20 protein-coding genes are annotated in these 20,295 nt (G+C 40.5%); 11 read left to right on the top strand and 9 right to left on the bottom strand.

Annotation, left to right across the window (positions count from 1 at the left end):
* Window positions 1–22 precede the first annotated feature (22 nt).
* Complete coding sequence (gene sseA, locus P3L44_RS14995; RefSeq protein ID WP_272661718.1) at window positions 23–862, bottom strand: 3-mercaptopyruvate sulfurtransferase; 840 nt, start codon at window positions 860–862, stop codon at window positions 23–25.
* A 38-nt stretch (window positions 863–900) separates the two neighbouring features.
* Entirely contained in the window at window positions 901–1,062 is a 162-nt protein-coding gene (locus P3L44_RS14990; protein ID WP_004256593.1) for a hypothetical protein, read from the bottom strand.
* Between the two features lie 257 nt (window positions 1,063–1,319).
* On the opposite strand from P3L44_RS14990, the gene dinG reads away from it, so the two are divergent.
* Window positions 1,320–3,431, top strand: coding sequence for an ATP-dependent DNA helicase DinG (gene dinG, locus P3L44_RS14985; protein ID WP_272661719.1), 2,112 nt, complete (start codon window positions 1,320–1,322; stop codon window positions 3,429–3,431).
* A 123-nt stretch (window positions 3,432–3,554) separates the two neighbouring features.
* Here the strand turns inward: dinG and dps are convergent, their stop codons facing one another.
* Both dps and rhtA read right to left on the bottom strand, forming a co-directional pair.
* On the bottom strand, window positions 3,555–4,058 hold the full coding sequence (gene dps, locus P3L44_RS14980) for a DNA starvation/stationary phase protection protein Dps (protein ID WP_004256573.1): 504 nt from the start codon (window positions 4,056–4,058) through the stop codon (window positions 3,555–3,557).
* 338 nt (window positions 4,059–4,396) lie between these two features.
* Window positions 4,397–5,284, bottom strand: coding sequence for a threonine/homoserine exporter RhtA (rhtA, locus tag P3L44_RS14975; RefSeq protein ID WP_004256572.1), 888 nt, complete (start codon window positions 5,282–5,284; stop codon window positions 4,397–4,399).
* A gap of 323 nt (window positions 5,285–5,607) precedes the next feature.
* Between rhtA and P3L44_RS14970 the strand changes: the two genes are divergently transcribed.
* The 3 genes from P3L44_RS14970 (at window position 5,608) to P3L44_RS14960 (ending at window position 8,506) form a co-directional block, all read left to right on the top strand.
* A complete protein-coding gene (locus P3L44_RS14970) occupies window positions 5,608–6,183 on the top strand; it encodes a TIGR00730 family Rossman fold protein (protein ID WP_140170855.1) in 576 nt (191 codons plus the stop codon).
* A 30-nt stretch (window positions 6,184–6,213) separates the two neighbouring features.
* Window positions 6,214–6,672 (top strand): GNAT family N-acetyltransferase, encoded by a 459-nt coding sequence (locus P3L44_RS14965; protein WP_140170854.1) that lies wholly within the window; start codon window positions 6,214–6,216, stop codon window positions 6,670–6,672.
* A 235-nt stretch (window positions 6,673–6,907) separates the two neighbouring features.
* Entirely contained in the window at window positions 6,908–8,506 is a 1,599-nt protein-coding gene (locus P3L44_RS14960; protein ID WP_140170853.1) for an ABC-F family ATPase, read from the top strand.
* Between the two features lie 69 nt (window positions 8,507–8,575).
* On the opposite strand, the gene P3L44_RS14955 is transcribed toward P3L44_RS14960, so the two are convergent.
* From P3L44_RS14955 to moeA, 3 genes are all read right to left on the bottom strand, one after another.
* Entirely contained in the window at window positions 8,576–8,911 is a 336-nt protein-coding gene (locus tag P3L44_RS14955; protein ID WP_004909208.1) for a zinc ribbon domain-containing protein YjdM, read from the bottom strand.
* A 209-nt stretch (window positions 8,912–9,120) separates the two neighbouring features.
* Window positions 9,121–9,873, bottom strand: a complete 753-nt coding sequence (gene moeB, locus P3L44_RS14950; RefSeq protein ID WP_172412275.1) for a molybdopterin-synthase adenylyltransferase MoeB — start codon at window positions 9,871–9,873, stop codon at window positions 9,121–9,123.
* Between the two features lie 5 nt (window positions 9,874–9,878).
* Window positions 9,879–11,120 (bottom strand): molybdopterin molybdotransferase MoeA, encoded by a 1,242-nt coding sequence (moeA, locus tag P3L44_RS14945; RefSeq protein ID WP_140170852.1) that lies wholly within the window; start codon window positions 11,118–11,120, stop codon window positions 9,879–9,881.
* A 449-nt stretch (window positions 11,121–11,569) separates the two neighbouring features.
* On the opposite strand from moeA, the gene folE reads away from it, so the two are divergent.
* Window positions 11,570–12,229, top strand: coding sequence for a GTP cyclohydrolase I FolE (gene folE, locus P3L44_RS14940; RefSeq protein ID WP_004256561.1), 660 nt, complete (start codon window positions 11,570–11,572; stop codon window positions 12,227–12,229).
* Between the two features lie 3 nt (window positions 12,230–12,232).
* Window positions 12,233–13,378 (top strand): DUF418 domain-containing protein YeiB, encoded by a 1,146-nt coding sequence (gene yeiB / locus P3L44_RS14935; RefSeq protein ID WP_272661720.1) that lies wholly within the window; start codon window positions 12,233–12,235, stop codon window positions 13,376–13,378.
* A gap of 20 nt (window positions 13,379–13,398) precedes the next feature.
* Here the strand turns inward: yeiB and sanA are convergent, their stop codons facing one another.
* Entirely contained in the window at window positions 13,399–14,103 is a 705-nt protein-coding gene (gene sanA, locus P3L44_RS14930) for an outer membrane permeability protein SanA (RefSeq protein WP_140170850.1), read from the bottom strand.
* A 367-nt stretch (window positions 14,104–14,470) separates the two neighbouring features.
* On the opposite strand from sanA, the gene P3L44_RS14925 reads away from it, so the two are divergent.
* The 5 genes from P3L44_RS14925 (at window position 14,471) to P3L44_RS14905 (ending at window position 19,315) form a co-directional block, all read left to right on the top strand.
* Window positions 14,471–15,166, top strand: a complete 696-nt coding sequence (locus P3L44_RS14925; protein WP_094962439.1) for a sugar-binding protein — start codon at window positions 14,471–14,473, stop codon at window positions 15,164–15,166.
* A 167-nt stretch (window positions 15,167–15,333) separates the two neighbouring features.
* Window positions 15,334–16,254, top strand: a complete 921-nt coding sequence (murQ, locus tag P3L44_RS14920) for an N-acetylmuramic acid 6-phosphate etherase (RefSeq protein ID WP_004256554.1) — start codon at window positions 15,334–15,336, stop codon at window positions 16,252–16,254.
* Between the two features lie 56 nt (window positions 16,255–16,310).
* The gene (locus P3L44_RS14915; RefSeq protein ID WP_004256550.1) at window positions 16,311–17,672 is read left to right on the top strand and encodes a PTS transporter subunit EIIC; all 1,362 of its coding nucleotides are present in this window, start codon (window positions 16,311–16,313) and stop codon (window positions 17,670–17,672) included.
* Window positions 17,673–17,687: 15 nt separating this feature from the next.
* Window positions 17,688–18,533 carry a MurR/RpiR family transcriptional regulator gene (locus tag P3L44_RS14910; protein ID WP_004256548.1) on the top strand — a complete coding sequence of 282 codons (846 nt, stop codon included), beginning with the start codon at window positions 17,688–17,690 and terminating at the stop codon, window positions 18,531–18,533.
* Window positions 18,533–19,315, top strand: a complete 783-nt coding sequence (locus P3L44_RS14905; protein ID WP_272661721.1) for a sulfite exporter TauE/SafE family protein — start codon at window positions 18,533–18,535, stop codon at window positions 19,313–19,315. Before P3L44_RS14910 ends, P3L44_RS14905 begins: the two co-directional genes overlap by 1 nt.
* A gap of 65 nt (window positions 19,316–19,380) precedes the next feature.
* Here P3L44_RS14905 and P3L44_RS14900 read toward each other — a convergent pair whose 3' ends face one another.
* Window positions 19,381–20,262, bottom strand: coding sequence for a rhomboid family intramembrane serine protease (locus tag P3L44_RS14900; RefSeq protein WP_153673647.1), 882 nt, complete (start codon window positions 20,260–20,262; stop codon window positions 19,381–19,383).
* Window positions 20,263–20,295: the final 33 nt, after the last annotated feature.

Genomic DNA, 20,295 nt, shown 5'->3' with positions numbered 1-20,295 from the left:
ATATTTTTATGGAAGAAGAGGATTACGACTCGATTGGCAGGCCGTTATCTTGCCCCCATTGGGCCCATGAACCATCATACAAACGCACGTTTTGGTTACCTAATAATGTTAATGCCATTAATACCACAGCTGCGGTCATTCCTGAACCACAGGTCATCACTGAAGGTGCATGGATATCGACACCTTGTTTAGTAAAAATAGCTTTAAGTTGCTCCGGTGATTTGAATTCACCCTTTTCAACGAGAAGATCCCATGGGACGTTTTTGCTCCCAGGAATATGCCCCATACGTAGACCCGGACGTGGTTCTGGCGCTTGAGCAAGAAAGCGTGGTTCTGCACGAGCATCAATAATTTGAATTTTTCCTTGATTTACAATATCAAGCATTTGCTCTTGATTCAGTGCGTTACTGTCTTTACGTGTGGCATGGAATTGCTTCGCAGCTGGCGGAGTAACTTCCCCGGACTGAACATCAAACCCTGCTGCTTTCCAAGCATCGATGCCACCGGCTAAAATTTTAACGTTTTTGCAGCCCATAGTCGTGAAAGTCCACCACGCTCTTGGGGATGAAAATAAGTTATTCTGCGAATAAATAATAACTTGGGTGTCATTACCTATGCCCATGGCACTAATTGCTTGGCTAAAAATATCGGCACTTGGCAGCATATGGGGTAAATCACAGCTTTTGTCTGCAATTTCATCTTGATGAAAGAACTGAGCGTTAGGAATATGTTCTTCTAAATATTGTTGGCGGCAATCATAAGGTGCGGTCGGTGGCGGAGAAGATGCATCGAGTACAATGATGTTATCATTAAATAGATGTAAATTTAACCATTGTGGGGTTACGAAATAATCGTTGTACATAAGCTATCTCCATCCTGGGCTGATAAATTATTTTAAAATTACTGAATTTGATTGGGGGCTGGCAGTGCTGAAGGGGATTGCGGTTGCCCTTGCTCAAGCGGTGTGGTTGAACGTGTATAAATGTTCATACCCGCTAAAACAATACCGCCTACAGAACCAAAAGCGCATAATGCGCAAAGTGCGATAACAACCTTTTTCATTTTCTATAGCCTGCCTAGTGATAAAAATCCAAATGATATAAGAACTCAAAGTATAACCGGATGAGTGTTGCAAACAAGTTAAAAGCTATTATTTCTGTTGCAGAATGGGCGTTTTGCAAAAAGCTTCCCAATTTTTATGTATAATGGGTATTAATACAGTAGTTTTGCGAAGCGGTTGGCAAAAGCGTTTTTTACATATTCCGTATTGTTGTCAGTTTCGTTATCTTTCATTTTAACTTTGGTCACCTGCATAATTTATGTCCCTGTCGAATAAAACTAAAGAACAAATAACTCAGTGGTATAAAGGGTTGTCCGTACAAATTGACGGGTTTGTTTCCCGATCACCGCAGCGGCAGATGATCGCGCAAGTCGCAAAAAATTTAGCAGATGATGACGGCCGCCATTTGGTTATAGAAGCGCCTACTGGGGTGGGTAAAACGCTATCTTATTTAATACCAGGGATAGCGGTTGGTAGGGAAGAAGGTAAAACCTTAGTGATCAGTACGGCGAATGTGGCATTACAAGACCAAATTTATAGTAAAGATTTACCCTTATTAAGCAAAATTATTCCTGATTTAAAATATACAGGGGCGTTTGGGCGTGCTCGTTATGTTTGCCCTCGTAATTTAGAAGCTATTTGTGCCGCGGAAGGCGAACAAATTGATTTAATGTTATTGGTGGAAGATAAAACAGAAATTGCGAATAGTGAAGAGCGGGCTATTTGTCAGCAACTGCGGCATGACTTTCAGAGTTTTGCATGGGATGGGCTAAGGGATCACCACAAACGTGCATTTAGTGATAGCTTATGGCGCAAAGTCAGCACAGATAAAATGAATTGTTTAGGTCGTAATTGTCAATTTTATCAGCGTTGCCCATTTTTTATTGCTAGGCGGGAAATCGAAGATGCCGATGTGGTGGTTGCTAATCATGCGTTAGTTATGGCTGCAATGGAAAGTGAATCGGTATTACCTGACCCGAAAAATTTATTATTAGTGCTTGATGAAGGCCATCATGTTCCGGATGTTGCAAGGGATGCCCTTGAAGTTGAAGGCGAAATTACGTTAGTTCAACTAACGGCACAGCTTGATAGCTTTATTCAGCATGTTGGGCAGTACATGGGGCAATTTCGTCCGGCGAAGCCACCAAAGTTAGCTAACCCCGAACGGTTACAGCAACATGCAGAAAAATTACGTGAAACATTTCGTGATTTCTCATTATTAGCGAATGCATTATTACCAGAAACATCAAAAGAAACTGAATATTTATTTCCGCTTGGTGTATTGCCTGAAGCTATGCAACTGAGCTGTCAGGCCTTGTTTAAGCAAACTGATGCATTACAGGGACTGGCGGAAGCCATCTTAAATGATTTGACGGAACAAACTGCGAAGCAAGATATTGTCCGCTTACATCGCTCCATTATTGTGACTAGTAGGGCTATGGGGTACTTTGAAAATATGTCGAAGCTTTGGCGGTTGGCGGCATTAGAACAAAGTTCAGGTGCCCCTGTATCAAAATGGTTAAGTCGGCGTTATGAGAAAAACCAATCTCGCTTCTTTATGCATTGTGCAGGGATCCGAGTCAGCGAACAATTACAACATTTGTTATGGCGAAATGTTCCTCATATTGTGATTACCTCGGCAACACTGAGGTCATTGAACAGTTATTCACGTTTTATGGAACTTACTGGGTTATCCGAAAAAAGTGATGACCGCTTTGTGACATTATCTTCTCCTTTTAACCATGTTGAGCAAGGAAAAATTATTATTCCTAAAATGGAATATGAGCCAACGATAAACACTGAAGCTGAACACTTAGCGGAAATGGCAGTATTTTTCCGTGAACAATTTGCTAAAAATACTCACCGTGGAGTACTGGTTTTATTTAGTAGCCAAAGAGCGATGGAAGGTTTTCTTGAGCATGTAAAGGATTTGCGTTTGCAGCTTTTAGTTCAAGGAGATCAACCACGTTACCGGTTAGTCGAAACTCATTGCGAAAGAATTAACCAAGGGCAATCTAGTGCCTTAATTGGCTTACAATCGTTTGCTGAGGGGTTAGACCTAAAAGGGGAATATTTAACTCAGGTCCATATCCATAAAATTGCATTTCCACCAGTAACAAACCCTGTGATTATCACCGAAGGGGATTGGTTGAAATCATTGAAGCGATACCCATTTGAAGTACAAAGTTTACCTAGCGCCTCATTTAACTTGATACAGCAAGCAGGTAGGTTGATTCGTAGTCATGAGTGCTATGGTGAAATTATTATTTATGATAAACGTTTGCTAACTAAAAATTATGGTAAAAGGCTATTAAATGCATTACCTGTATTTCCTATAGAACAACCTGAGATACCTAAAAACAGTAAATAACTAAGTTAACTTATTTTATTTTTAGGTATTTGAATAACAGTTTGATTATAGTTAATGACTTGCAAATAAAATGGCCACTCTACAGTGGCCATTGGTCAATTTTAATTGACTCTATTTACGACATTACTCAATATTTGCTTCTAAGAACCAGAGGAATTTATCCATATCGCGGGAAGCTGCGGTAAACATATCCGCAGTGTCTTCGTCTTCCACTTCATCAATGGCTTTACGGATATCATTTGCGACAATAGCATAGCGGTCGGCTAACGCTTTTAAGTGGTCTTGTACGCTATGGATATTAATTGGGTAAGCTTCTAACGAGGTGAAGCGGTTAACTTCTTGCGTTGTACCAATAGCAACACCTCCCAATTGAACCGCGCGCTCTGCGAATTCATCTAAATGTTCAACTAACGTGGTTCTAAAGCCATCTAGCATTTCATGGATAGCAATAAAATTACGGCCACGCATATTCCAGTGGGCTTGTTTAGTCATTAGAGAGAGATCGGTAAAATGGACCACCATAACATTAAGAATTCCAATGGTTTCCAATTTTACGCTGTCTTCCATATCATTACGTGTATATAAAAGTTCATTTGAAGATGCTTTAAATAATTTAGCTGTGCTCATGATTCATCCTCTCTTAAATATGAATTTGTTTAGTAACCTCATCTGTCAATAAATATAAAATAACCAAACTAATTTGTCATAATGTAATAAACGATTAATTTAATAGGTCTATTCGATATACTTTATTAACCGTTAATTAATTGTGGATCTTCGGTACTAATCGTTTTTGACAATAAGTGCGATAGAGATGATAAATTTTTATTTAAAGCATAAACTAGAAATAAAAATAGATTATTTCAAATTGATGAATAAAACTTTACACGAAAAAAGGTTAATAAATATCTATATATCGAATTTATTAACCTTGATTGTCTTTGTTTGCTTATAGTTTTTAGTGACTAGGACACTTTTTCGATTTTTGACTTTGGTACCGCTGTTGAGGTGGAACCAATAGAAGCACAGACAATACATAATAATGCCAACCATTGAGTCATCGTTAAGTGCTCATTTAGGAAAACAATTCCTAAAAATGCGCCCATACAAGGTTCAAGGCTCATCAATGTACCAAAAGTTCGGGCTGGTAAACGCGTTAGCGCGATCATTTCTAATGTATAAGGAAATGCGGTTGATAAAATCGCGACTGCTAGTGCAATAGGTAAAATTGAGGGGTCGAACATCACCTCGACACCTGTTTGCATTAAGCCGATAGGGAAGAAGATCATGGCAGAAATAAATGAACCTATTGCAACGGTTGCTGCACCGTAACCCGCTCCTGCACGTTGCCCGAATATAATATATAACCCCCAGCAGACACCGGCTCCGAGAGCATAGAGAGCACCGAGTGTATCAATGGAATCAATATTATCGCCGATTGGAAGTAAGAATAATAACCCAACAATAACAAGGGCTATCCATAAAAAATCAATCGGACGGCGAGAAGAAAACATCGCAACGGCTAAAGGACCAGTAAATTCTAAAGCAACAGCTATCCCTAATGGAATTCGTTCAAGAGATAGGTAAAACAAATAATTCATCGTACCTAGGGATAACCCATAAGCAAGCAATGGAACTAGCGAATTTTTTCTGAATTTTAAACGCCAAGGCTTAAAAATAACGAACAAAATAATAGTAGCAAGCAATAAACGTAAACCAGTAACACCGGGAGCGCCGATAACAGGAAATAAAGTTTTAGCTAAAGAAGCTCCGCTTTGAATAGAGGTCATTGCAAGCAGTAATAACCCTATAGGTAATAGCGGAAATGCGCTCTTTTTAGTGTCGGCAGACATAAATAAGTAAACCTCGGAAAACGTAACTTAATTGATAATAAATATTTAGAAAATAAGTATTCAGTGATGAAAAATAATTTCTTAAAGATTATCTCATAAAACAGCACGGCTTTATATTTGTTTATGGTTTAGCTATAGAGAATAAGGGGGTAAATGTGCTCTATTGGTTGTCAACATGTTGGTTTAGGTGAATAGCAGTGCTATAAACATGAGTTAGTCTCATTTTATTATGGCGAAGAGTGAAGCTTGAGCTTCTGTATTAGGCTCGTATAATTCAGTGCTTTAACTAAAAAGTCACAATAAAAATGGAAAATGAGGAACAAATGGGAAAAATTAAAAGTATTGCAGTGTATTGTGGTTCCAGTATGGGAAAAAATGAGGTCTATCAGCAAAAAGCCATTGAGTTTGCTAAAGAAATGGTTAAACGTGATATCACGTTAGTCTATGGTGGAGCGAGCGTGGGAATTATGGGGACAGTTGCTGATACCGTATTGTCATTAGGGGGAAAAGCGATTGGGGTGATCCCATCATTGCTAGAAGAACGTGAAATTTCTCATAAGAATTTAACTGAGTTGTATAAAGTTGAAACGATGCATCAGCGTAAAAGTAAAATGATTGAGCTTGCGGATGCCTTTGTCGCTTTGCCTGGCGGTTATGGCACGCTTGAAGAGTACGCAGAAGTATTTACTTGGAGCCAAATTGGTTTGCATGCTAAGCCATGCGCTTTATTTAATATTAATAATTATTGGCAGTCATTGATTGATATGACAAATAAGATGGCAGATGAAGGTTTCCTCCATGAAAAATACCGTCATATGGCGATTGTGAATGATTCTCCCGCTGAATTATTAGAAAGTTTTGAATCTTATATTGCCCCATCAATTAAAACCTACGACTAGCATCAATACTGAAATAACAGAGAGGAATGCATGATAAGGGAAGCTATCAAAAATGATGTGGACTCTATTCTTTCACTTTACCAAATTTTGTTTTCGGAGATGGCATTACTTGACCCTGAGCGCTTACAACCCGCTGAACAGGCTAAGGAATTTATTGAAAATGCAATTATTGACGATAAATTTTATGTGTTAGTTGCTGAATTCAACGGTGAGATTAAAGGGTTTTGTATTGCACAACAGCAAATCGCTGACCCTTATAGCTGCATTGTTCCTCGAAATTTTGGTTATATCTTTGACCTAGTGGTTGCTCCTAATTTCCGTGGTGAAAAAGCAGGGCAAAAATTACTAAATGCGATGAAAGCCTGGGCAAAAAGTCGACAACTAAGCCACTTGGAGTTGTCAGTGTTAGCGCAAAACCATAAAGCGATTAAATTTTATGAACGAGAAGGGCTTACTGAAATCAGTCGTACTATGGGGATCACACTATAGTTTGGCAATATAATCGGTCTTTCCTTTCGTGTTAATCAATTTGCTGAAAACAGCACAAGATCTAAGCGGCGTAATATGGCATAATGCGCCGCTATTTATACCTGCCGTACTCTAATGACCATGCATGGAATGCATTTTACTGCTCAAATCATTATTTTGGGTTATTTTGCACGCCGCAGTCATGGGCCTCTAATCATCGCAGGCTATTTTACACCGTTTAATTTAAGGCATAGCAGTGTTAACAACGAACAATATCACTATGCAGTTTGGCAGTAAGCCACTGTTTGAAAACATTTCAGTTAAATTTGGCACAGGCAACCGTTATGGTTTGATCGGCGCAAATGGAGCGGGTAAATCCACATTTATGAAGATCTTAGGGGGCGATTTAACCCCTACAGCTGGAAATGTGAGTACGACCGATCCAAATGAGCGTATTGGTAAACTTCGCCAAGATCAGTTCGCATTTGAAGAATTTACCGTACTTGATACCGTGATTATGGGTCATAGCGAGCTGTGGGACGTCAAACAAGAGCGCGATAGAATCTACGCCTTACCTGAAATGAGCGAAGAAGACGGCTACCGCGTGGCTGATCTAGAGGTCGCTTATGGTGAAATGGACGGTTATAGCGCGGAAGCTCGTGCCGGTGAATTATTGTTGGGTGTAGGTATTCCTGTCGAACAACACTATGGGCCGATGAGTGAAGTTGCACCAGGCTGGAAACTGCGTGTGCTGTTGGCACAAGCCCTATTTTCTGACCCAGATATCTTATTACTCGATGAGCCGACGAATAACTTGGATATCGATACGATTCGTTGGTTAGAGCAAGTGCTGAACGATCGTAACTGTACTATGATCATTATTTCCCATGATAGGCACTTTTTAAATACCGTATGTACCCATATGGCTGATCTAGATTACGGTGAATTGCGTTTATTCACTGGTAACTATGATGAATATATGATCGCGGCAACTCAAGCACGTGAGCGTTTACTGGCAGATAACGCGAAGAAAAAAGCACAAATTGCAGAACTGCAATCTTTTGTTAGCCGCTTTAGCGCTAACGCATCTAAATCGAAACAAGCGACTTCACGCGCACGTCAAATTGATAAAATTCAATTGGATGAAGTGAAAGCGTCTAGCCGACAAAATCCATTTATTCGTTTTGAACAAGAGAAAAAATTGTTCCGAAATGCGCTTGAATTAGAAGCTGTAACCAATGGTTATGACCAAGGGCCATTATTCAAAAACGTCAATTTATTACTGGAAGTTGGCGAAAAAATGGCTGTCATTGGTGCTAATGGTATCGGTAAAACGACATTCTTAAAAACGCTGGTGGGTGAACAGCCTGCAACGAGCGGGATGGTTAAATGGTCAGAAAACAGCAGTATCGGGTACTATGCCCAAGACCATGCAGAAGATTTTGAAACGGATTTAACCGTGTTTGACTGGATGAGTCAGTGGAAAAGTGAAGGGGATGACGAGCAAGCGGTGCGCAGTATTTTAGGCCGTTTACTGTTTTCTCAAGATGACATTAAAAAGAAAGTTAAAGTGTTATCCGGTGGTGAACAAGGGCGTATGTTATTTGGTAAGTTAATGATGCAACAGCCAAATATTTTGATTATGGATGAGCCAACCAACCACTTGGATATGGAATCTATCGAGTCATTAAACTTAGCCCTCGAATTATACAAAGGTACGTTAATTTTCGTTTCTCATGACCGTGAGTTTGTTAGCTCGTTAGCGAGTCGTATTTTAGAAATTAAAGAAGATAAAGTCATTGATTTCAAAGGTAGTTATGATGAATACCTGACAAGCCAAGGTGTGGTTATCTAAATCTGTTTTTTGGGATTAGAAACACAAAAGCCCTCAAAATCTGAGGGCTTTTTAATGGGTGAAGTAAACTTAGTTTTTCTTCACAAACTCAGATTTCAATTTCATTTGACCGAAACCATCAATTTTACAATCGATATTGTGGTCGCCTTCGACCAAACGGATACCTTTAACGCGGGTACCAATTTTTAGCATAGAAGAGCTGCCTTTGACTTTGAGATCTTTAATAACCGTGATGGTATCACCATCAGCTAACAGGTTGCCATTGGCATCTTTTACAATCAATTCATCAATATCAGCTACAGGTTCGGCATCATTCCATTCATGCGCGCACTCAGGGCAGATATACATATCGTTATCAGTATAGGTGTATTCAGACTGGCATTTCGGGCAAGGAGGGAATTGCATATTCATACTCTCAGTAACTTTATCAAAAGAATAAACAGTGGTGATATTTAAACCATCAAGCACCACAAAAGAGAGATAGTATAAGGTGAAAGGGCAATTAAATTATTTTTTCGGATTATTCTTAATTTTGATGTAATAAAAATAGGAAAAAGGCGAGAAAAGCCTCGCCTGAATGATGAGAAAAGCCAACTTGCCCGAAAATTTAGCAGTTAGCTTTTAGCACAGACTTCACAATGCGGGTCTTTGCTAAGTTTAAATTGGCGAAAATCCATGGTCATTGCATCAAATAGCAATACTTTTCCTGAATTAACTTTCCCATAATTAGCTAATAATTTAATGGTTTCCATCGCCTCTAGCGTACCAATGGTCCCGACTAAAGGGGACATAACCCCTGCTTCCACACAAGTTAAGTTATTTTCACCAAATAAACGGCTTAAACAGTGATAGCAAGGGGTGTTTTCTTCATAAGTGAAAACAGATAATTGCCCTTCCATGCGAATAGCAGCACCTGAAACCAGTGGTTTTTTTCGTGGTAAACACAAGCGGTTGAGCTGTTCACGAATGGCAACGTTATCTGTGCAGTCTAAGATCACATCATGATGCATAATTAATTCATCAAGTTGTGCATCATCAAGTTGTGCATTGACGGTGTCAATTTGAATATATGGGTTAATGGCAGCAAGTTGCGCTTTAGCTGAATCAACTTTCGGTGTACCAATGGTGACGTCACGGTGCAAAATTTGCCGTTGCAAGTTAGACAATGACACGGTATCGAAATCCACCAATGTTAGATGACCGACACCAGCAGCAGCAAGGTATTGAGTTGCAGCGCAGCCTAAACCGCCAAGACCAATAACCAGTACTTTGCCAGCTTTAAGTTTTTCCTGCCCATCGAAATCAAATCCACGGAGGATAATTTGGCGGTTGTACCGCAACATTTCCGGATCGCTAAGCTCTTGCACTGTTATTATTCACTTTTTAATAAATAGTTAAACATTTCGACTTCAACCATTTCACCCGCTTCAACACGGCCACGTTCTCTTTCAAGGACAATAAAGCAGTTAGCTAAACTAAATGAACTAAACACGTGTGAGCCTTGGTGACCCGTCGTGGCGACTTGCAATTGTCCTTGTTCATTAGCGGTTAGAATTCCTCGTTGAAAATCTAAACGGCCCGGGCTTTTCTTCAACGCGGTGGTAACCGGAACTTTGAAGCGTAGCGGGGCACGCCATTGGCTGTGTCCTGAAAGGCGTGCAATCAGTGGTTGAACCAATTGGTAGAAGGTGAGTGCGGCAGAAACAGGGTTCCCCGGTAGCCCACAAAACCAAGCGTCACTTAACTTACCAAAAGCAAAGGGTTTTCCTGGTTTAATGGCTAACTTCCAAAAACCAATCGTGCCTAATTCATCCAAAATTTGTTTGGTATAGTCAGCTTCACCCACGGAAACGCCGCCACTACTGATGACCAAATCAGCGTGTTGGTTAGCTTCGATAAAGGTTTGTTTGAGTTTTTCTGGCGAGTCCGGTATCACACCTAGATCAAGTACTTCGCAGTTAAGTTTTTCAAGCATCAGGCGAACGGTGAAACGGTTAGTATCATAAATTTGCCCATCTGCTAAAGGAAGGCCAACGGCTTGTAGCTCATCGCCCGTTGAAAAAACGGCAACTTTAAGGCGACGATATACGGTGACATCTGCAATCCCCAGTGAAGCAATTAAAGGTAGCTGAGCGGTCGTTAGTAAGGTGCCTGCAGGGAATACGGCACTGCCTTGGGTGATATCTTCCCCTGCTTTGCGGATATTACTACCTTGTTTAATTGGTTGGGTGAATACAATACCTTGGTCCGTTTGTTGTGTAGATTCTTGCATCACAACGGTATCCACTCCTTGTGGAATTGGTGCGCCTGTCATAATACGTACGCAGCAACCTGCTTTTAGTTCACCTTCCATCGGGTTACCCGCAAAAGATTTACCTGCTACAGGCATTGGCGTTTTACCATCCCAATCGGCGAAACGTAAGCCATAACCATCCATAGCAGAATTATCAAATGGTGGAACATTGATAGGGGAAATCAGGTCTGTCGCAATGATACGTTGTGCAGAGGAGGTCAGTGGAATGATTTCTGTATCTGTGACGGTTTTCGTTTGAGATAGTAATTTTTCCAATGCAACATCTAGAGAAATCAAATCGTTAGTATGACACTGATCCATAAATAATGACCCTCATTATTGTTATCTGCCTTGAGGCTTTAAAATGTGTTCGTGATGCATATTATGGCAGAAATCCATTAGTGCGTGAATGAATAGAAATTGATTACAGATAGCTTTTGGTTAGATTTAACGAACAGGGAGGCATTAACGTAGACAAAATTACACATGAAATGACCAATTTTTAGATTATTTATTGCGTTAATCATTTCAAGTTTATTCGTTTATCGCCATTCAAGGTTAAAACATTGATAAAAAATGTGCTACTAATCACCTTATATAAGGTGTAAAACCTTTTAATGTATGTATTCATCTTGTGAATAAATTACAGGGCTAAATGCAAATATTTCACAGCGATTAACGATGTTGTACTGGATTATCTCTACCTGCTGTTTTAGAGTACCGCACACCTGCATTTTATAAAAATAGTTATACCATTTGTGGAGGATCACATGTCATCTCTGAGTAAAGAGGCCGAATTAGTTCATGCCGCGCTGGAGGCTAGAGGCCTAGAAACGCCTTTACGTATCCAGCCAAAATCAGGCGACGAACGTAAGAAACTGATTGAAGGGCACATGACAGAGATCATGACGCTACTGAATTTGGATTTAACCGATGACAGTTTAGCTGATACCCCTCGTCGCATCGCAAAAATGTATGTTGATGAAATTTTTTCAGGGCTTGATTACGCAAACTTTCCAAAAATCACTTTAATTGAAAATAAAATGAAAGTGGATGAAATGGTCACTGTGCGTGATATTACGTTAACAAGTACCTGTGAGCACCATTTTGTTACGATTGATGGAAAGGCTACGGTTGCCTATATTCCAAAAGATAAAGTCATTGGTTTATCGAAAATTAATCGAATTGTGCAATTTTTCTCACAGCGTCCACAAGTGCAAGAGCGCTTAACACAGCAAATTTTGGTTGCTTTGCAAACATTATTGGGAACAACAAATGTAGCTGTTTGTATCGATGCAGTGCATTATTGCGTGAAAGCACGTGGTATTCGTGACGCGACAAGTGCAACAACAACAACGTCATTAGGCGGGTTATTTAAATCAAGCCAAAATACACGGCAAGAATTTTTACGTGCAGTGCGTCACTTATAATTTATGACAGCAACGACGCCGTCAAGTCGCATTGGCCAACTTGACGCTGTTCGTGGTATGGCGATTTTAGGTATTCTTTTAATGAATATCTTTGCTTTTGCTTTACCACAAGCGGCGTATTTAAACCCTTATTACACCAATAAAACACCCGACTCAGAGGCTTACCTCTGGGGGATTTTCAATGTCCTTTTTCAAGGCAAAGTTCTCGCTATTTTTTCCATCCTTTTTGGGGCAACTCTCGTGTTGTTGCAGCCTCGTTCTCTTCGTTGGAATCAGTGCCGTTTATTTGTTTTAGCTCTGTTCGGGATGATTCATGGGGTTGGCTTTTGGGACGGTGATATTCTTTTGGCCTATGCATTAACGGGCTTGTTGGTAACCTATTTGCTTAATCAATATGATGATGGTTTTTTATTGAAAATAGCATTGTCACTATATTTGATTGGGCTAGTTATCTTGCTCGTGTTGGGAAGTGGTGTAGATCCCTCAGGTTTTTGGCAAACCTCGGATAAGCAATTAGCATTTGAATATACTATACATACCTCTGGGGGAATGGATGGTGTGTATTATCGAGCATCAGAGATGCTCAAGATGGTTGAAATGTTGGTTATCCAATATGGCTGGCAATTATCTGCGTTGATGATTATTGGCGCGTTGTTAATGAAAAATGGTTGGTTACGAGGGCAATTCACCGCTCAACATTATCGCAAAATAGCCTGCATATTTATCTTGCCATCTATATTGGTCCAAATAGTTTCGCTATACATGCAAAGCCAATTCAATTGGAGCTATTTTTCAACATCAATCATTGGTTATATTATTAATGAGCTAGTTATTCCATTTCAATCTTTAGGATATATAGCTCTGGTGTATGGCTTTTGGGGGATAGTGGTAAACAACAAAGTAATCCATGGGCTGCAATATGTGGGTCGTATGGCGTTGAGTAATTATATTTTGCAAACGCTAATTTGTACCACACTGTTTTACCACTTAGGCTATTTTGGGCAATTTACACGGGTTGAATTACTTGTTTTGGTTCCCGTTATTTGGGGAGCAAATTTATTGTTTTCTTATTATTGGTTAATGTTTTTTAGCCAGGGGCCACTTGAATGGTGTTGGCGCAAATTGACGGGAAAGTTAATAAGTAGATGAAGGTTCATCTACTTATAGGTCTAATTCAATTTATTGACTTCATCCGGTGAAACCGCCGGATAGCCTTTAATTCCTGCTGGCATCTTAATGGGGGCTGGGATGGATTCTTGTTCACCTAAAAATTTAGGTTCCCGTTTTAAGATATATAAATCCGCCAGAGCGCCTAGCCGTGCAAACACTTCACGCACTCTCACTCTATACATTCCAGAAGGTGTCGGAACTGCTAAACATTGTGCATCAATACCTTTATGTTTGGCGATAAAGACCGCGCGTTCACAATGAAAACGCTGGGTAATAATCGTAAAATTATCGGTATCAAACACTTTTTTAGTGCGTACTACGGAGTCTAATGTCCTAAAACCTGCGAAATCGAGCACGATTTTAGAGGCTGGAACCCCTTCTTTAATTAAATCTTTACGCATGTTGATTGGCTCATTGTAATTATGAGCGCCATTATCACCACTGAGGAGCAAATATTTAACTTTTCCACTGTGGTATGCCTCTGCTGCGCCTTTAATGCGATAGGTATAATAGAGGTTATTAACTCCAGAGGCATAATATTTGGATGTGCCAAGTACCATCCCAACATCGCGCGCAGGCAATTTTTCTACATCTTCATAGATATAGGGGGCGGTATCCCAGCTTATCCAGCGATCAAGCAACATTATGGTCGTAAATGCGATCCCTGCAATAATAATAAGACCAAAAAACAGACGTTTCCTCATGTCCTAGCCTTGATAATAAAAAGTCATAATCCGAAATTGTCAGCCCCAATAGGCCTGTGTCTTTAGGCTACTTGACTTAAATTAGTGACGCAAGTCGCGTAACGTAAAGTCATGTCAATGTCTGAATACCAATCGAAGTTGACTAATATTAAGCCTAATAATTGAATTAAAATTAATCAGACATTGGATGAAAAAGATAAATCACATTCTCATTAAAGAGTGAGCGGCTTCACATCATGATAGTTTTTATAGAATGAAGCTATATATTATGAAATTTTAATTCTATATTTTGTTTGTTCTGTGAAATATTGTTTCTTTGGCGGTTTTTTGTGAATAACAGTTCTCTAATCCGATAGGTGAGGAAAGTATGAAATTAACGACATTACTAGCCGCGAGCGCTGTGCTTGTTACAGCAAGTGTGGCGGCAAAAGAGTACCAAATCAATCATACCGATCAGTTAAAATCACTCAATGATGCGACTAAAAGTACTGAAGTCTGGGAAAAAGCAGAAGTATTAACCGATTTTACTTACCCATGGGAAAAGGAAGTGGCTCCCAAAACAGATTTTCGCGCTTTATGGAGTGATGACGCACTATATTTCCGTTTTATTGCAGATGATAAAGATATTCAGTTAGGTGATAACCCAGATAAAGACCAAGCGGTGTTAGATTCTGACCGAGTCGAACTCTTTTTCGCGACTAGCCCTGAATTAAAACCTTATTACACGGCTGAAATGGACCCGAAAGGGCGTACTTTCGATGCAAAAGCTAATTATTACCGTGAAGTTGACCCGAGTTGGAACTGGGAAACATTACAAACCGTGGGTGAAATAACGCCAAATGGTTATGTATTAACGGGAAAAATTGATTTAGATGAATTCACTAAACTCGATTTATGGCAAGACGCAGACAAACAGACACTAATGTGTGCCATTTTGCGTGGAGAGTTCAGCGCGGGTGAACCTAAGCAAGTGCGTAAATGGATTAGCTGGATCAAACCTGATTCCGTTAAACCTGATTTTCACATCCCATCAGCCTTCGGAACCTGTAAGTTCGTAAAATAGCATTATCGCCGGTGGCTTTTGTCACCGGTATTTTTCAATACAAACCTATTATTGTGAGAAAGATCATAACCCGCAATTAAGTGGTACGAAATTGCTGTGATTTGAATTGAAATTAAAATTCATATGATGTATTTTTTAATGAAATTAAATTTCATGAGGGCGTTTGAATGTCTCTAGCCGAAAATACTCTGAGTAACTGTCTACACAATGAATTCAATCAGGAAACACAGCAGTTTTCACGTTTGGATACGCTATCGATGGTGAACGTCATTAACCAAGCTGATAGCACGGTTGCAGGTGCCATTCAGGCTGTGCTACCTGCGATTGCTCAAGTGGTTGACGCTGTTGCTGAGTGCTTAAAGCAAGGTGGACGTTTGTTTTACATTGGCGCGGGTACTAGCGGTAGGTTAGCCGTATTAGATAGTGCAGAATGTCCACCCACATTTGGTACTTCACCTGAAATGGTGCAATCGATTATTGCGGGTGGCCAAGATGCAATGCTAAAAGCGGTTGAAAATATTGAGGATTCAGCAGAATCAGCGATTGCTGAGCTAAAAAAACGCCAACTTTGTGCCAAAGATGTCGTGGTGGGCATTGCCGCGAGTGGACGTACACCATTTACCTTAGCGGGTATTGAATACGCTAATGAAATCGGTGCGTTAACGGTGGCTATCACCACGCGAGGAAGAGGGTTATTAAGTGACGTAGCAAAATTGGCAATTGCCCCCGATGTTGGCCCTGAAGTGTTATCGGGTTCGACTCGTATGAAAAGTGGTACTGCGCAAAAAATGATTTTAGGCATGCTAAGTACTTGTGTGATGGGGAGACTAGGTCGCATTCATACTAATTTAATGGTTGATGTTGTTGCCAGTAATATCAAATTACTGCGCCGCGCAGAACGGATTGTGAGTGAAGTCTGCGGTATTGATGAACACACCGCGGCAGGGTTATTAGCGCAAGTGGATTATCATCCACGACGCGCAATTTTAATGCATGAGCTACAAATTAATGCACAGCAAGCGACGGATATCGTTCAACAACATCCAAATACCACCTTGGATAGCATGTTAGCAATTACCGTTAAGTAATGGGATAGCATGTTGAAGAGCAGGGTTATTGGCTCAGTCAACATCAGGGGGATCATATGGCTAATAAGATAGAACATCTGGAAGTACTCGCCAGAGAAATAGAAAAATATGCGGGCGGCTTTGAGAACGTGGCAACATTAACTCATTGTATGACGCGTATCCGTTTAGTTTTAAAAGATAACAGTAAATTTGATGCTGAGTCCTTGAAACAAATTGAGGGCGTAAAAGGTGTTATTTTTAATGGTGAACAGCAACAAGTGATTGTTGGGATGGGAACCGCAGCGAAAGTTTTTTCGGTGATGAACAAACGTATGCAAGGTAGCACCTCTACGACATCAGAAAATGCAGCACCGGCGGAGAAAAAAGCGTTTTCCATTCGCCGTACGTTGAATACGTTAGCCGCTATATTTGTTCCTACTATTCCAGCGTTGATTGGTTGTGGTCTAATTATGGGGCTAATCAATATCGTCCGCTTGGTTGCTCCGGGGGTTGTCGACCAATTCCCTGAGTTATTTAAGTTATTAAAATTGATTGGTAGCGCAGTCTTTGTTTATCTTTCAATTATGATTGGGGTGAATACCGCGAAAGAGCTTGGTGCATCTACCTCAATTGGTGCGGTCATGGCTGGGTTACTTTCGATGCCGGGGTTAGCGGATATCACCTTATTTGGTTCGAAATTAGTCCCGGGTAGCGGGGGTATTTTTGCAGTGCTCATGGTGGTCGTTTTCTCTTCTAAATTTGAAGTGTGGTTTAGGAGCATTATTAAAGAAAGCTTAGACCTTATCGTGACGCCATTTGTGACCATTTTAGTCTCTGCGATGGTCGCAATTGTGGTGTTCCAACCCGCAGGACATTACTTAAACCAAATTTTGGCTCAAGGTGTTTCTGTCGCTTTATTAAATAGTGGCGGTGGTGCCGTGGCGACTGGCGGTATCTTGGGGGGAAGCTTCTTATTCTTATTACTAACGGGTTTACATCAAGGTTTGATCCCAATTCACGCTGAAATTTTACAAACTTTTGGTCTGAATTACTTGTTCCCAATTTTAGCGATGGGGGGAATGGGGCAAGTGGGTTCGTGTTTCTGGGTTTATTTAAAAACCAAAAACCAACGCTTGAAGAAAACCTTAGTCGGTGCGTTACCTGTGGGTATTTTTGGTGTTGGTGAACCGCTTTTATTTGGTGTGTCATTACCATTAGGTAAACCATTCATTGCAGGTTGTATTGGTGGCGCAGCTGGCGGGGCATTAATGGCGTTCTTCCATGTCGGGATCATCATTCCTTTTGGAACAGCAGGGTTATCATTAATTCCATTAGTGGGTGATGGCCAAATATTGGATTTCTTAATTGCTGTTGCAGGTGCATGGATTGTCGGGTTCATTGCCAGTATGATAATAGGCTTCACTGATCCAGAAAAATAATTAGAAGGAAAAGCCATGTCGACACTGACGGTAAAACTGGAAAGCTTGCAGACACGCGGTAAAGGCACAGAACAACGTATTGCCACATTTTTGCTGGATAACCGCGAAAGTCTTATCGCGATGAATGCAGCGGAATTGGCACAGGCGGCTGGGGTCAGTAGTGCATCTGTTATCCGCTTTTCACGCCAAATGGGGTACCGTGGCTATCCTGAATTTAAAGTTGATTATTTGTCGGATGAGAAGCAACACAAAGCAGAAAGTTTATACGGTAATCTGAGTCGTCACGATGATACCTCTCAGATTATCGCCAAAACAGGGCAAATGTTTATTTCGGCTATTGAAAAATCACTGGATTTACTTGAGCCCTCTGTCGTAGATACCATCGCGCAAAAAATGTTTCAGGCCAAACGTATCGTGCTGTTTGGTGTCGGGTCTTCAGCCATTGTTGCCAGTGATATTTTCCATAAATTAATTCGCATTAATAAACACGCACTGTTTAGTTATGATTTGCATGTTCAGCTAAGTTACTCGGCAAATTTGGGGCCGGAAGACCTAGCTATTGCAGTAACGGCGCGTGGAAATACTCAAGAAATCAATAGTATGCTTCGTGCTGCAAAAGAAACAGGTTGTCCGACAGTCGCACTGACACGTTTTGGTCAAGATGAAGCGATAAAGTTAGCGGACTTCGCCTTGCCTTATTTTTATGATGAGCAACATTCCCAATTAGGCATCATCACCCCCCAAGTGTTACAGATGATTACTTTCGATACATTATTTTTTAAATACCTCACGTTAGCAGATAGTGATGCAAATGAAGCATTACAAAAAGGGCGACGAGCACTGATACAAGGCAAGAGTTAATGATTGTAACGGAGTTAGCGATAGGCGCACTTATTGGGCTGATTATCAGCACAACGGGTGTCGGTGGTGGTGTGATTGTCTTACCGATACTGACCTATTTTTTTGGGCTAAATGCACTAGCGGCAGTAGCCACTGCCAATTTCCTTTCGATGCTAATGAAGGTTTCTTCTTCTTATATGCATTTTCGATTAGGCAATATCCCCTTTAAAGGCGCTATGATTGTATTAGCGATTATGTTGCCGAGCACATTTCTCTCAAGTCTGTTTGTTACATGGTTGGGGGGATTACCGGGGTATGAAAAACAAGTCGAGTGGGGTATTAACCTGTTAGTGGCTGCTGCCATTATTTTTTCGCTATATTTATTTGTTCAGCGAATATTTTTTGTTTCGATCATCAAGCAAGAAGCGGCAAAAGGGGATCAGCTAAAATCCATGGCTGTGCCGGCTATCCTAGCGGGTGTTGTACTTGGTGCAACTGGAGTTGGTGGTGGGGTGGTTGTTCTCCCTATGTTGCTGCGCTATATGCAACTGAATATTAAGCAAGCAATTGGTACATCGATTTTTGTAACAACCGTGTTGTCTGGTTCCTCTGCTTTAGCTTATGCGCAAGATGGCTATACGGATTTAAAACTGGCGCTGATATTGTGTGCAGGGGCATTGATTGTGATGCCATTAGCTAAATATTTACTGGTCCGTTTATCTGAACGTACTTTCCAATACATTACATTGTTATTAATTATCTGTAGTGCAGTAATGATGACAATGAATTTATTCACTTTCTAGATTTACGCGTCCTATTATTGACGGTATCAATAATAGGACTAATCTCTTACGAAAAAACGGTATTTTTATCGCTGATTAAGTTCTTTTGCCATTTCTTGGTAAATAAACTGGCGCTCATAGTTCAGGTCTTCGTCTTGTAGGGAAGAAAACTGGCTTAGTGTTATGGCCAGTAAGGCGGCAGCTATAAGTACAATGACACCGCTAGAGAGTAGTTTTGCCCGGACGGTTGCTTGGGGCGCAAGTACAAAAGCGCCACTAATAACAGCGCCAAGTACTGCTCCACCAATATGAGCAGCGTTATCAATACCTGACTGCAAACCATTGATGAGAGTTAGCGCAATCATCCCAATAATATTATATAGCGGGCGTTTTAATTGGTTGCGCTCTTCAAGAGAGAGGTTTGGGTTATTTATCCCTTTTAATAAATAAATTACGGAAGCGGCAGCTAACCCCATAATGGCTCCAGATGCGCCAATACCAACGGTAATATATACCGTGTTGTCAGGTAAATATAAACTATTCCATGCATTCATTGACGCGCGGTTTGCTGCGGCGTTAATGGCTTCACTGTATTGCCAATAAGCGCTAAAAAATGCCGCGCCAATACCTGAAAATAGGTATATTGCGAGCATCCTAAATTTTCCATAGGTGCGTTCGCATTCAATCCCAATAACAAACAAGGCCAATGTATTTAAAGCAAGGTGCATACCACCTGAGTGCAATACCATACTGACTGGATAACGCCACCAATCCCCCGTTAATGAAAGTTGGTAAACATTGGCACCAAATAACAATAAGTTATTTTCTTGGGAACCGAGTGGGGCGGCATAATTGAGCTGGTAAAAATAAACAACAATATTTAGCACCGCAATAAAAAGTGTTAGGGCTATTGCCCATAGGGAAAACTTAGGTTTCTGTGGAATAGCAGCATTGAGGTCGCCAGTCATGTCAATATCCTATTAATCAGTCATGGCCATTAT

The sequence above is a fragment of the Providencia sp. PROV175 genome (assembly GCF_032707045.1).
Lineage (GTDB): Bacteria > Pseudomonadota > Gammaproteobacteria > Enterobacterales > Enterobacteriaceae > Providencia > Providencia hangzhouensis.
This window is presented reverse-complemented; position numbering and strand designations above follow the sequence as displayed.

Excerpts from the sequence above, each read along its gene's own strand:
- dinG (WP_272661719.1), top strand. The coding sequence starts at position 1,320 with ATGTCCCTGTCGAATAAAACTAAAGAACAAATAACTCAGTGGTATAAA.
- dps (WP_004256573.1), bottom strand. The coding sequence starts at position 4,058 with ATGAGCACAGCTAAATTATTTAAAGCATCTTCAAATGAACTTTTATAT.
- P3L44_RS14925 (WP_094962439.1), top strand. The coding sequence starts at position 14,471 with ATGAAATTAACGACATTACTAGCCGCGAGCGCTGTGCTTGTTACAGCA.
- moeA (WP_140170852.1), bottom strand. The coding sequence starts at position 11,120 with ATGGATCAGTGTCATACTAACGATTTGATTTCTCTAGATGTTGCATTG.
- P3L44_RS14915 (WP_004256550.1), top strand. The coding sequence starts at position 16,311 with ATGGCTAATAAGATAGAACATCTGGAAGTACTCGCCAGAGAAATAGAA.
- folE (WP_004256561.1), top strand. The coding sequence starts at position 11,570 with ATGTCATCTCTGAGTAAAGAGGCCGAATTAGTTCATGCCGCGCTGGAG.
- yeiB (WP_272661720.1), top strand. The coding sequence starts at position 12,233 with ATGACAGCAACGACGCCGTCAAGTCGCATTGGCCAACTTGACGCTGTT.
- sanA (WP_140170850.1), bottom strand. The coding sequence starts at position 14,103 with ATGAGGAAACGTCTGTTTTTTGGTCTTATTATTATTGCAGGGATCGCA.
- rhtA (WP_004256572.1), bottom strand. The coding sequence starts at position 5,284 with ATGTCTGCCGACACTAAAAAGAGCGCATTTCCGCTATTACCTATAGGG.
- P3L44_RS14955 (WP_004909208.1), bottom strand. The coding sequence starts at position 8,911 with ATGCAATTCCCTCCTTGCCCGAAATGCCAGTCTGAATACACCTATACT.
- P3L44_RS14905 (WP_272661721.1), top strand. The coding sequence starts at position 18,533 with ATGATTGTAACGGAGTTAGCGATAGGCGCACTTATTGGGCTGATTATC.
- P3L44_RS14970 (WP_140170855.1), top strand. The coding sequence starts at position 5,608 with ATGGGAAAAATTAAAAGTATTGCAGTGTATTGTGGTTCCAGTATGGGA.
- P3L44_RS14910 (WP_004256548.1), top strand. The coding sequence starts at position 17,688 with ATGTCGACACTGACGGTAAAACTGGAAAGCTTGCAGACACGCGGTAAA.
- P3L44_RS14965 (WP_140170854.1), top strand. The coding sequence starts at position 6,214 with ATGATAAGGGAAGCTATCAAAAATGATGTGGACTCTATTCTTTCACTT.
- P3L44_RS14900 (WP_153673647.1), bottom strand. The coding sequence starts at position 20,262 with ATGACTGGCGACCTCAATGCTGCTATTCCACAGAAACCTAAGTTTTCC.
- P3L44_RS14990 (WP_004256593.1), bottom strand. The coding sequence starts at position 1,062 with ATGAAAAAGGTTGTTATCGCACTTTGCGCATTATGCGCTTTTGGTTCT.
- sseA (WP_272661718.1), bottom strand. The coding sequence starts at position 862 with ATGTACAACGATTATTTCGTAACCCCACAATGGTTAAATTTACATCTA.
- murQ (WP_004256554.1), top strand. The coding sequence starts at position 15,334 with ATGTCTCTAGCCGAAAATACTCTGAGTAACTGTCTACACAATGAATTC.